Annotated in this window: 9 protein-coding genes; 6 read left to right on the top strand and 3 right to left on the bottom strand. The window is 67.8% G+C overall.

Annotation, left to right across the window (positions count from 1 at the left end; genetic code table 11):
• Both JHD63_RS19405 and aceE read right to left on the bottom strand, forming a co-directional pair.
• On the bottom strand, positions 1-314 hold a 314-nt coding region (locus tag JHD63_RS19405; RefSeq protein ID WP_304952646.1), incomplete at its 3' end, for a biotin/lipoyl-containing protein.
• Positions 315-356: 42 nt separating this feature from the next.
• The gene (gene aceE, locus JHD63_RS19400) at positions 357-3,080 is read right to left on the bottom strand and encodes a pyruvate dehydrogenase (acetyl-transferring), homodimeric type (RefSeq protein WP_198972451.1); all 2,724 of its coding nucleotides are present in this window, start codon (positions 3,078-3,080) and stop codon (positions 357-359) included.
• A 175-nt stretch (positions 3,081-3,255) separates the two neighbouring features.
• Here aceE and JHD63_RS19395 point away from each other — a divergent pair, with 175 nt between their 5' ends.
• From JHD63_RS19395 to JHD63_RS19375, 5 genes are all read left to right on the top strand, one after another.
• Entirely contained in the window at positions 3,256-5,802 is a 2,547-nt protein-coding gene (locus JHD63_RS19395) for a PAS domain-containing sensor histidine kinase (RefSeq protein WP_198972450.1), read from the top strand.
• A complete protein-coding gene (locus JHD63_RS19390; protein ID WP_198972449.1) occupies positions 5,799-6,431 on the top strand; it encodes a response regulator transcription factor in 633 nt (210 codons plus the stop codon). The genes JHD63_RS19395 and JHD63_RS19390 overlap by 4 nt, the downstream gene beginning before the upstream one ends.
• Positions 6,432-6,508: 77 nt before the next feature.
• A complete protein-coding gene (folD, locus tag JHD63_RS19385) occupies positions 6,509-7,363 on the top strand; it encodes a bifunctional methylenetetrahydrofolate dehydrogenase/methenyltetrahydrofolate cyclohydrolase FolD (RefSeq protein WP_198972448.1) in 855 nt (284 codons plus the stop codon).
• Between the two features lie 60 nt (positions 7,364-7,423).
• Positions 7,424-9,472 (top strand): M3 family metallopeptidase, encoded by a 2,049-nt coding sequence (locus JHD63_RS19380; protein WP_198972447.1) that lies wholly within the window; start codon positions 7,424-7,426, stop codon positions 9,470-9,472.
• A 20-nt stretch (positions 9,473-9,492) separates the two neighbouring features.
• Positions 9,493-10,110 (top strand): glutaredoxin family protein, encoded by a 618-nt coding sequence (locus JHD63_RS19375; RefSeq protein ID WP_198972446.1) that lies wholly within the window; start codon positions 9,493-9,495, stop codon positions 10,108-10,110.
• Here the strand turns inward: JHD63_RS19375 and rpiA are convergent.
• Positions 10,107-10,796 carry a ribose-5-phosphate isomerase RpiA gene (gene rpiA, locus JHD63_RS19370; protein WP_198972445.1) on the bottom strand — a complete coding sequence of 230 codons (690 nt, stop codon included), beginning with the start codon at positions 10,794-10,796 and terminating at the stop codon, positions 10,107-10,109. The genes JHD63_RS19375 and rpiA overlap by 4 nt on opposite strands.
• A 35-nt stretch (positions 10,797-10,831) precedes the next feature.
• Between rpiA and JHD63_RS19365 the strand changes: the two genes are divergently transcribed.
• Entirely contained in the window at positions 10,832-11,881 is a 1,050-nt protein-coding gene (locus JHD63_RS19365) for a quinone-dependent dihydroorotate dehydrogenase (RefSeq protein ID WP_198972444.1), read from the top strand.
• Positions 11,882-12,042: the final 161 nt, after the last annotated feature.

Raw genomic sequence — 12,042 nt, 5'->3', positions numbered from 1 at the left:
CCCCCCCCCCCCCCCCCCCCCCCCCCCCCCCCCCCCCCCCCCCCCCCCCCCTTTTTAGATGTGTATAAGAGACAGCCCTCGGCCTCCAGCACCAGCACCACCGAGCCCTGCTTGACCTTGTCGCCGACCGCGACCTTGAGCTCCTTGACCACGCCGGCCTGGCTCGAGGGAATCTCCATCGAGGCCTTGTCCGATTCGACGGTGATCAGCGATTGCTCGGCCTTGACCGTATCGCCCACCTTCACCAGCACTTCGATCACCGCGACTTCGTCGAAATCGCCGATGTCCGGTACTTTCACGTCCACTGTTGCCATGTCGCTTGTCTCCCGCCCTCAGGCGCAGTTGATCCGTTTGCGTTACGCGTGGAGCGGGTTGATCTTGTCGGCGTTGATGCCGTACTTCTTGATCGCCTCGGCCACCTTGGCGGCCGGCAGCGCGCCGTCCTCGCTGAGCGCCTTGAGCGCGGCCACCACGATGTAGTGGCGGTTGATCTCGAAATGCTCGCGCAGTCTGCTGCGGAAGTCCGAGCGGCCGAAGCCGTCGGTGCCCAGCACCTTGTAGCTGCGGCCCTTGGGGATGAAGGGGCGGATCTGCTCGGCGTAGGCCTTCATGTAATCGGTCGATGCCACCACCGGGCCTTCGCTGGCCGAGAGTTGCTGCGTGACGAAGGGCAGCCTCTGGGTTTCCAGCGGATGCAGCAGGTTCCAGCGCTCGGCCTCCTGGCCGTCGCGGGTCAGTTCGTTGAAGCTCGGGCAGCTCCACACGTCCGCGGCGATGCCCCAGTCGGCCAGCAGCAGTTCCTGGGCGAAGAAGGACTCGCGCAGGATGGTGCCCGAACCCAGCAGCTGCACCCGCAGGCCGCTCTGGGGCTTCTTCTGGCCGGCCTGGCACAGGTACATGCCCTTGATGATCTGCTGCTCGGTGCCGGGCGTGAGGCCGGGCATGGCGTAGTTCTCGTTGAGCAGGGTGATGTAGTAGAAGACGTTTTCCTGCTCCTGCACCATGCGGCGCAGGCCGTCCTGCATGATCACGGCGACTTCGTGGGCGAAGGTCGGGTCGTAGCTCACGCAGTTGGGAATGGTGTTGGCCAGGATGTGGCTGTGGCCGTCCTCGTGCTGCAGGCCTTCGCCGTTGAGCGTGGTGCGGCCCGAGGTGCCGCCCAGCAGGAAGCCGCGCGCCTGCATGTCGCCCGCGGCCCAGGCCAGGTCGCCGATACGCTGGAAGCCGAACATCGAGTAGTACACGTAGAACGGGATCATGATCCGGTTGCTCGTGCTGTAGCTGGTGGCCGCGGCGATCCAGCTGCTCATGCCGCCGGCCTCGTTGATGCCTTCCTGCAGGATCTGGCCGGCCTTGTCCTCGCGGTAGTACATGACCTGGTCCTTGTCGACCGGGGTGTACTGCTGGCCATGCGGGTTGTAGATGCCGATCTGGCGGAACAGCCCTTCCATGCCGAAGGTGCGGGCCTCGTCCACCAGGATGGGCACCACGCGCGGGCCGATGTCCTTGTCGCGCAGCAACTGCGTGAGGAAGCGCACGTAGGCCTGCGTGGTCGAGATCTCGCGGCCTTCGGCCGTGGGTTCGAGCACCGCCTTGAAGGTCTCCAGCGCGGGCGCGGTGAAGCTCTCGTCGCTCTTGACGCGGCGGTGCGGCAGGTAGCCGCCCAGGGCCTTGCGGCGCTCGTGCAGGTAGCGCATCTCCGGCGTGTCGTCGGCCGGCTTGTAGAACGGCAGGTCGGCGATCTTGCTGTCGGGGATCGGGATGTTGAAGCGGTCGCGGAAGGCCTTGATGTCCTCGTCGCCGAGCTTCTTGGTCTGGTGCACGGTGTTCTTGCCCTCACCGATCTTGCCCATGCCGAAGCCCTTGACGGTCTTGACCAGCAGCACGGTGGGCTGGCCCTTGTGCGAGTTGGCCGCATGGAAGGCCGCGTAGACCTTCTGCGAGTCGTGGCCGCCGCGGCGCAGGTTCCAGATCTCGTCGTCGCTCATGTGCTCGACCATCTTCAGCGCGCGCGGATCGCGGCCGAAGAAATGCTTGCGCACGTAGGCGCCGTCATTGGCCTTGAACGACTGGTAGTCGCCGTCGTTGCACTCCATCATGATCTTCTTGAGCACGCCGTCCTTGTCCCTGGCCAGCAGCTCGTCCCAGCCCTTGCCCCAGATCAGCTTGATCACGTTCCAGCCCGAGCCGCGGAATTCGCCCTCCAGCTCCTGGATGATCTTGCCGTTGCCGCGCACCGGGCCGTCCAGGCGCTGCAGGTTGCAGTTGATGACGAAGATCAGGTTGTCGAGGTTCTCGCGCGCGGCCAGGCTGATCGCGCCCAGGGATTCGACCTCGTCCATCTCGCCGTCGCCGCAGAACACCCAGACCTTGCGGTTCTCGGTGTTGGCAATGCCGCGCGCATGCAGGTACTTGAGGAAGCGCGCCTGGTAGATCGCCATCAGCGGCCCCAGGCCCATGGACACCGTGGGGAACTGCCAGAACTCGGGCATCAGCTTGGGATGCGGGTAGCTGGACAGGCCCTTGCCGTCCACCTCCTGGCGGAAGTTCAGCAACTGCTCTTCCGAGATGCGGCCCTCGAGGTAGGCGCGGGCGTAGATGCCGGGCGAGACGTGGCCCTGGATGTACAGGCAGTCGCCGCCGTGGTTCCCGTTCTCGGCGTGCCAGAAATGGTTGAAGCCGGCCGCGAACATGTTGGCCAGCGAGGCGAAGGAGCCGATGTGGCCGCCCAGGTCGCCGCCTTCGGGCGGATGCAGGCGGTTGGCCTTGACCACCATGGCCATGGCGTTCCAGCGCATGTAGGCGCGCAGGCGGCCCTCCAGCTCAAGGTTGCCGGGGCAGCGCGCCTCCTGCGAGGGCTCGATGGTGTTCACGTAGCCGGTGTTGGCCGAGAACGGCATGTCGATGCTGCTCTGGCGCGCGTGCTCCAGCAGTTGCTCGAGCAGGAAGTGGGCGCGCTCGGGGCCTTCGGCCTGGATCACGGCCGACAGCGCGTCGGTCCATTCGCGGGTTTCCTGCTGATCGGAATCTTGGGCCGCGCGCGCAGCGGCGCCGGACAGGTCGTCAGGGAGGGCGGACATGTTTTGTCTCCAGTGGCGCGCCGCGTTAGGCGCTGGTCAGTGGGCACGCCGGATCGGCGCGTAACCGCAGTGTCGCACACTTTCTCATCATTTCAAATGGCGCTTTTCAATTCCACATTAAGGAATATGATGCTGCGCCGCACAAAGGGGCTTTTCGCCGGCCTACACTCCGGCCATGCCGTTTTCCACCTCCCGCGGGCGCAACGGCGCCTTCAACCGCCTGGGCGCCGTGTGGCGACTGTGGTGGCGACGGCAGTCGCCTACGCGGCAGGACCGCCTGGCCATGCTGGCGCCGCTGGCCGCGGTGCTGCTGTTCCTGGCCGCGATCATCTCGGCCTTCTGGTACCTGCGCGTGGAGGAAATCGACCGCGAGCACGAGGCCGTGCGCCGTGACGTGGAATACACGCAGCAGCGCATGCGCCTGCGCCTGCTGGAGCGGCAAGAGCAGTTGATGCGCATCGCGCGCGACATCTCCAACGGCGAAGTGGACGAGCAGGAGTTCACCAGCCGGGCCGAATCGCTCATCAGCCAGTTCCCCGAGGTTCAGGCCCTGACCTGGATCGACGAGCGCCGCCGCGTGCTGGCCAGCCATGCGGCGCCAACGCTGCCCAGCAGCCAACTGCGCACGCTCGGCGAAGTCCTGCGCCCGGGCGAGACCGAAGGCGTGTTCAGCCTGGCGCGCGACCTGCAGCAGCCGGTCTATTCGCAGCCCATCGGCGGGCAGGACGCCTCCACCTTGCTGCAACTGCAGATTCCGCTGACCACGCAGGGCCACTTCGCCGGCGTGGTGCTGGGCGAATACTCGATCGATGGGCTGCTGCGCTACGGCGCCCCGAGCGAAGTGCTGGCGCGCTATGCGGTCACGCTGCGCGACGGAAGCGACCGCCTGCTGGCGGGTAACGGCCTGCCCGAGCGCGAGGGCGCCAAGCGCCTGGTGCCCTGGGCGTCGCGCTCGATCGATTACGAAGTCCCGGTGTCGCCGGTCGGCAATGGGCTGGTGATCCATGCGCAGGCCTACCGCACCTCGCTGGGCGTGGTGGGCAGCGGCTTCTTCTGGCTGGTCAGCGCGCTGAGCGCCATGACCGCGTGGATGCTGATCGCCACCTGGCGCCATACCCGCCGCCGCGTGCAGGCGCAGGAGGCGCTGATGGCCGAGACCAACTTCCGCCGCGCCATGGAGAACTCGGTGCTCACCGGCATGCGCGCGCTCGACATGGAAAGCCGCATCACCTACGTAAACGCGGCCTTCTGCCAGATGACCGGCTGGAGCGAGAGCGAACTGGTCGGGCAGAAGCCGCCCTACTCCTACTGGCCCGAGGAAGACCACCAGATCCTGGCCGCGCGGCTGCGCGACGAGCTGAGCGGCCACCACATTCCGGGCGGCTTCCAGGTGCGGGTCAAGCGCAAGTCCGGCAGCATCTTCGATGCGCGGCTCTACGTGTCGCCGCTGATCGACCCGCGCGGCCAGCAGACCGGCTGGATGACCTCGATGACCGACATCACCGAGCCCAACCGCATCCGGGCGCAACTGTCGGCCTCGCACGAGCGCTTCACCATCGTGCTGGAGGCGCTGGACGCCTCGGTGTCGGTCGCCCCGCTGGGCAGCAAGGAACTGCTGTTCGCCAACAAGCTGTACCGCCAGTGGTTCGGCACCGACACCACCGGCCACCTGCAGATGGTGGCGCAGGCCGGCGTGCCGCAGGGCGGCCAGGAAGACACGATGGACGACGTGGACGACCTGGCCGGGCTGCCCACCGAAAGCCTGACCATGGCGCAGACGGAGAACGCGGAAATCTACCTGCCCGGCCTGGGCAAATGGCTGGAGGTGCGCTCGCGCTACCTCAACTGGACCGACGGCCGCCTGGCGCAGATGGTGATCGCCACCGACATCACGCCGCGGCGCCATGCGGAGGAACTGGGCGCCCAGCAGGCCGAGCGCGCCCAGTCGGTCAGCCGCCTGATCACCATGGGCGAGATGGCCTCGTCCGTCGCGCACGAACTGAACCAGCCGCTGACCGCCATCAGCAACTACTGCAGCGGCATGATCTCGCGCATCCAGGGGGGCCAGATCACCGAGGAGGCGATGCTCTTCGCGCTGGAGAAGACCGCCAAGCAGGCGCAGCGCGCCGGCCAGATCATCCAGCGCATCCGCTCCTTCGTGAAGAAGAGCGAGCCCAACCGCACGCTGTCGGACGTGAGCGAGATGGTGACCGAGGCCGTCGAGCTGGCCGAGATCGAGCTGCGCCGGCGCAACGTGCGGCTGTCGCACTACGTGGCCGCGCGCCTGCCGCAGCTGCTGGTGGACCCGATCCTGATCGAGCAGGTGCTGATCAACCTCATGAAGAACGCCGCGGAATCGATCGACCAGGCGCAGCGCCCCTCCGGCCGCCGCACGGTGGAACTGCGCGTGGTGCCGCGCCGCGTGGAAGAGCAGCCGGTGATCGAATTCTCGGTGCTCGACTCCGGCAAGGGTCTGGCGCCCGAGGTGCTGGAGCGCCTGTACGAAGCCTTCTTCTCCACCAAGTCCGAAGGCATGGGCATAGGCCTCAATCTGTGCCGCAGCATCGTCGAATCGCACCAGGGACGGATGCAGGCGGAGAACCTCTACAATGGCCCGGACGTAACGGGTTGTCGCTTTTCCTTCTGGATCCCGCTCGTACAACCCGCCGACACAGCCGCGCCTTCCGCTGAAACGACGAGAGACCCTGGGGTAACTGCATGAGCTTGATTCCAAAAAAAGGCACGGTCTATGTGGTGGATGACGACGAGGCCGTCCGTGATTCGCTGCAGTGGCTGCTGGAAGGCAAGGACTACCGGGTCCGCTGCTTCGAATCCGCCGAGTCCTTCCTCTCCCGCTACGACCCGCGCGAAGTGGCCTGCCTGATCGTGGACATCCGCATGGGCGGCATGACGGGCCTCGAATTGCAGGACCGCCTGATCGAGCGCAAGTCGCCCCTGCCCATCGTGTTCATCACCGGCCACGGCGACGTGCCGATGGCGGTCAACACCATGAAGAAGGGCGCTCTGGATTTCATCCAGAAGCCCTTCAAGGAAGACGAACTGGTGGGCCTGGTCGAGCGCATGCTGGACTACGCCAAGAGCGTGTTCGCCGACTCCCAGCAGGCCGCCAGCCGCGATGCGCTGCTGGGCAAGCTCACCTCGCGCGAGGCCCAGGTGCTCGAACGCATCGTCGCCGGGCGCCTGAACAAGCAGATCGCCGACGATCTGGGCATCAGCATCAAGACGGTGGAGGCGCACCGCGCCAACATCATGGAAAAGCTCAACGCCAACACGGTGGCGGACCTGCTGAAGATCGCGCTGGGCCAGACCCCGGCCAAGGCCACCACGTGAATTGCTATAAAATAAATAGCTAGAAGCCTAGACCACGCCTGCGCAAGCGGGCGTTTTTACTTGCAAGATCCAATTCCATGACTGCTCAGATCATCGACGGTAACGCCGTTGCCCGACAACTGCGCGCCGAAGTCGCGCAGCGCACTGCCGCCCTCAAGGCCCGGGGCGTCACGCCCGGCTTGGCCGTGATCCTGGTCGGCGAAGACCCGGCCAGCCAGGTCTACGTGGGCAAGAAGGTGCAGGCCTGCCGGGAGGCCGGCCTGCACTCGGTGCTCGAGAAGTACGACGCCAGCCTGAGCGAAGCCGCCCTGCTGGCGCGCGTGCAGGCGCTCAACGCCGACCCTGCCATTCACGGCATCCTGGTGCAGTTGCCGCTGCCTCGCCACATCGACGCGCAGAAGGTGATCGAGGCCATCGCGCCCGAGAAGGACGTGGACGGCTTTCACGTCGCCAGCGCCGGCGCGCTCATGACCGGCACGCCGGGCTTCTGGTCCTGCACGCCCTATGGCTGCATCAAGCTGCTGGAGAGCACCGGCATCGACCTGCGCGGCAAGCATGCCGTGGTGATCGGCCGCAGCAACAACGTGGGCAAGCCCATGGCCCTGATGCTGCTGCAGAAGAACGCCACCGTCACCATCTGCCACAGCGCCACGCAGAACCTCAAGGCCCACACGCTGCAGGCCGACGTGGTGGTCGCCGCGGTCGGCCGGCGCAACACACTGACCGCCGACATGGTCAAGCCTGGCGCGGTGGTGATCGACGTCGGCATGAACCGTAACGAGCAGGGCAAGCTCTGCGGCGACGTCGATTTCGCGGGCGTCAAGGAAGTCGCCGGCTGGATCACGCCGGTGCCCGGCGGCGTCGGGCCGATGACGGTCACCATGCTGCTGGTCAACACGCTGGAGTCCGCCGAGCGCGCGGCTGCCGCGTGACGCCCTGGCCAGCACAGTTTCTCACTTGAACCCGGCGGCCCCGCCACCACACTAAAGCGCATGACCTCCACCACCGCCGCCCCCAATCCCCTGCTCGACTTCCATGACCTGCCGCTGTTCGACCGCATCACGCCGGCCGACGTGGCGCCCGCCCTGGACCAGTTGCTGGCCGACGCCGAGCAGGCCCTGGAGACGGTGACGGCGCCGGACTTCCACGCCGACTGGACCGCCATCGCCCGCGTGCTGGACGTGGCCACCGAGCGCCTGGGCCGCGCCTGGGGCGCGGTCAGCCACCTCAACAGCGTGGCCGACACGCCCGAGCTGCGCGCCGCCTACAACGCCGCCCTGCCCCACATCACCGACTTCTGGACGCGCCTGGGCGCGGACGAGCGGCTCTACGCCAAATACAAGGCCATCGCTCCGTCCGGCCTGAGCCCCGAGCAGCAGCAGGCGCACCGCAATGCCGTGCGCAATTTCGTGCTCTCCGGCGCGGAGCTGCAGGGCGCGGCCAAGCAGCGCTTTGCCGCCATCCAGGAACGCCAGGCCGAACTGAGCCAGAAGTTCAGCGAGAACGCGCTCGACGCGACCGATGCCTTCGCCTACTACGCCAGCGAGGCCGAACTCGCCGGCCTGCCGGCCGACGTGCGGCAGGCCGCCCGCGCCGCGGCGCAGGCCGAGGGCAAGGAAGGCTTCAAGCTCACGCTGAAGATGCCGTGCTACCTGCCGGTGATGCAGTTTGCCGACAATGCCGCGCTGCGCCAGCGTCTCTACACCGCCTACTCCACCCGCGCCAGCGAGCAGGCGCCGGAGGAGTTCCGCAAGTTCGACAACGGCCCGCTGATCCGCGAGATCCTGGCGCTGCGCCACGAGGAAGCGCAACTGCTCGGCTATGCCAACTTCGGCGAAGTCTCGCTCGTGCCCAAGATGGCCGATTCGCCGCAGCAGGTGATGGATTTCTTGCGCGACCTCGGACGCCGCGCACGGCCCTACGCCGAGCAGGACGTGGCCGACCTGCGCAGTTTCGCGGCCGAGCGGCTGGGCCTGGCCGATCCGCAGCCCTGGGACTGGGCCTACATCGGCGAGAAACTCAAGGAAGCGCGCTATGCCTTCAGCGAGCAGGAGGTCAAGCAGTACCTCCCCGCGCCCAAGGTGCTGGCCGGCCTGTTCAAGATCGTCGAGACGCTGTTCGACGTGGCCATCCGCCGCGACAGTGCGCCGGTCTGGCATCCCTCGGTGGAGTTCTACCGGATCGAGCGTGGCGCGACGCTGGTCGGCCAGTTCTACCTCGACCCCTCCGCGCGTGCCGGCAAGCGCGGCGGCGCCTGGATGGACGACGTGCGCGCGCGCTGGCTGCGGCCCGATGACGGCCGGCTGCAGACGCCGGTGGCGCACCTGGTCTGCAACTTCGCCAGCGGCACCGACGGCCAGCCGCCCCTGCTGACGCACGACGACGTGACCACGCTGTTCCACGAGTTTGGCCACGGCCTGCACCACATGCTGACCCAGGTCAACGAGCACGACGTCTCCGGCATCAGCGGCGTGGAGTGGGACGCGGTCGAACTGCCCAGCCAGTTCATGGAGAACTTCTGCTGGGAGTGGAACGTGCTGCGCCACATGACTTCGCACGTGGACACCGGTGCGCCGTTGCCGCGCGAACTGTTCGACAAGATGCTCGCCGCCAAGAACTTCCAGAGCGGCATGGCAACGCTGCGGCAGGTCGAGTTCGCGCTGTTCGACATGCTGCTGCACACGCAAGGCGAGCCGGCCCGGGACGCCATGGCGCTGCTGGCCCAGGTGCGCGCGGAGGTCGCGGTGCTGCCTACCCCGCCCTTCAGCCGGCCGGCACACACCTTCAGCCACATCTTCGCGGGCGGCTATGCCGCGGGCTACTACAGCTACAAGTGGGCAGAGGTCCTGTCGGCCGACGCCTATGCCGCCTTCGAGGAATCCGCGCACGCGGACGGCTCGCCCAACCTCGAAACCGGCCGCCGCTACCGCAGCGCGATTCTGGAAGCCGGCGGCAGCCGCCCGGCCATGGAGTCCTTCAAGGCCTTCCGCGGACGCGAGCCGAGCATCGACGCGCTGCTGCGGCACCAGGGCATGGCCTGATCCGCCAGGGAACACGCCGCATGCCGACGCGCACACCCCACATCGCCGTGCTGCTGCTCTGCGCGCTGGGTGCCGGCGCGCAGGCGCAGCAGGTGTTCCGCATCGTCGGGCCGGACGGGCGGGTCACCTTCTCCGACCGGCCCGATGCCCCTGCGCAGGCCCGCGTCGCACCGCTCAGCCCCCGCGCCGGCGCCCCCGCCACGGCCCATCTCCCGTATGAACTCAAGCAGGTCGCGGACCGCTACCCGGTCACGCTCTACAGCACCAGCGACTGCGAACCCTGCGCCAGCGCCCGCGCGCTGCTGAACGCGCGCGGAGTGCCCTTTGCCGAGAAGACCGTCACGACGCCGGAGGACAGCGCTGCCCTGAAGCGCATCAGCGGCGACACCTCGCTGCCCTTTGCCACGCTGGGAGCGCAGCAGCTCAAGGGCTTCTCCAGCGCCGAGTGGAACCAGTACCTCGACGCCGCCGGCTACCCCAAGCAGTCGCAGCTGCCCGCAAACTACCAGGCGTCCGCCCCCACGCCGCTGGTGGCACGGCGCAGCGCGCCTGCGCCCGCCCCTGCGCAGCGCACCGAAGCGCCCGCAGCGCCAGCGCCGGTGCCAGCGCCGGCGAATCCTGCCGGCATCCGGTTCTAGGCATAGCGGATGGTCTCCACGCCATCCGCCGTCGCCAGCAGGCAGATCTGCGCCTTCTGGTAGGCAAACACGCCCACGGTCACCACGCCGGGCCACTGGCTCACCTCGGTCTCGAACGCCAGCGGGTCGGTGATCTGCAGGCCCTGCACGTCGAGGATGTGCTGGCCGTTGTCGGTGACCAGCGGTGCGCCGTTCTTCTGCCGCACGGAGGCGCGGCCGCCCATGGCGGCGAACTGGCGCTCGATGCGCCGCGTGGCCATGGGGATCACCTCCACCGGCAGCGGGAAGGCGCCGAGGGTCTGCACGCGCTTGGAGGCGTCGGCGATGCAGACGAAGGTGGTGGCCAGTGCCGCAACGATCTTCTCGCGGGTGAGCGCGGCGCCGCCGCCCTTGAGCATGCAGCCGTGGCCGTCGATCTCGTCGGCGCCGTCGATGTAGACGGCCAGCGACTCCACCGCGCTCGCGTCGAGCACCGGGATGCCCAGCGCCCGCAGCCGCTCGGTGCTGGCGACGGAACTGGAGACGGCGCCGGGGATGCGCTCGCGCATGCCGGCCAGGGCATCGATGAACTTGTTCACGGTCGAGCCGGTGCCGACGCCGACCACCTGGCCGGGCACCACGTAGTCGAGTGCGGCGCGGCCGACCAGGGTTTTGAGTTCGTCTTGGGAGAGAGGGGTGTTGGGCATGGGAGAGAATCCGCGGTCGAACCCGGAATTATCCAATGCTGCTGCCCTACCCTTTCGCCCGCCGCCTGCTGTTTTGCATGGACGCCGAGCGCGCCCACGACTTCACCATGGACTGGCTGGCGCGCGGCCAGAACACGCCGCTGCAGGCGCTCTGGCAGCAGGCGCCGGTGCACGACCCGGTGCAGCTCGCGGGCCTGGACTTTCCCAACCGCGTGGGCCTGGCCGCGGGCCTGGACAAGAATGCGCGCTGCATCGACGCCCTGGGCGCCATGGGCTTCGGCTTCGTCGAGGTCGGTACCGTCACGCCGCGCGGCCAGCCCGGCAACCCGCAGCCGCGCATGTTCCGCCTGCCGCAGGCCGAGGCGCTGATCAACCGGCTGGGCTTCAACAACCTCGGGCTCGATGCCTTCCTGGCCAACGTGCAGCACTCGCGCCTGCGCCAGCGCGCCGGGCGCTCGATGCTGCTGGGCCTGAACATCGGCAAGAACGCCGATACGCCGATAGAACGCGCCGCGGACGACTACCTGGCCTGCCTGGAGGGGGTCTATCCGCATGCCGACTACGTCACCGTCAACATCAGCTCGCCCAATACGCGCAACCTGCGCAGCCTGCAGTCGGACGAGGCGCTGGACGGGCTGCTGGGCGTGCTGACCGAGCGCCGCGGCCTGCTGGCCGAGCGCCACGGCCGCGGCGTGCCGCTATTCCTGAAGATCGCGCCCGACCTGGACGAATCGCAGGTCGACGCCATCGCCGCCACCTTGCGCCGCCATGCCATGGACGGCGTGATCGCCACTAACACCACGATCGCGCGCGAGGCCGTGGCCGGCCTGCCGCATGCGATGGAGGCCGGAGGCCTGTCGGGCGCGCCGGTGCGCGAAGCCAGCAACCGCGTGATCGCGCAGTTGCGCACGCGGCTGGGCCAGGGCTTTCCGATCATCGGCGTGGGCGGCATCCTGTCGGCGGCCGACGCGCTGGCCAAGATCCGGGCCGGCGCCGACGTGGTGCAGGTCTACACCGGCCTGATCTACCGCGGCCCGGCCCTGGTGAGCGAGGCGGCGAATGCGCTGCGCAGCATGCAGCGCTGAGATTTGCTCTTTTTTTAATAGCTAACAGCCCATTTTCCCAGGGCAATCGCATCTAAATCCAAGCGAAACTAAAGCGCTGAAACAACCCTTCTAGCGCAGCCCCGATGAACCTACTGCACCACCTGCAGAGCATCTCCGACCCCCGAAGCCACCGCACGCGT

Source organism: Xylophilus sp. ASV27, from assembly GCF_016428875.1.
GTDB lineage: Bacteria > Pseudomonadota > Gammaproteobacteria > Burkholderiales > Burkholderiaceae_C > Xylophilus.
Note: the sequence above shows the minus strand (reverse complement) of the source record. Positions and strands in the feature narration are given on the sequence as shown.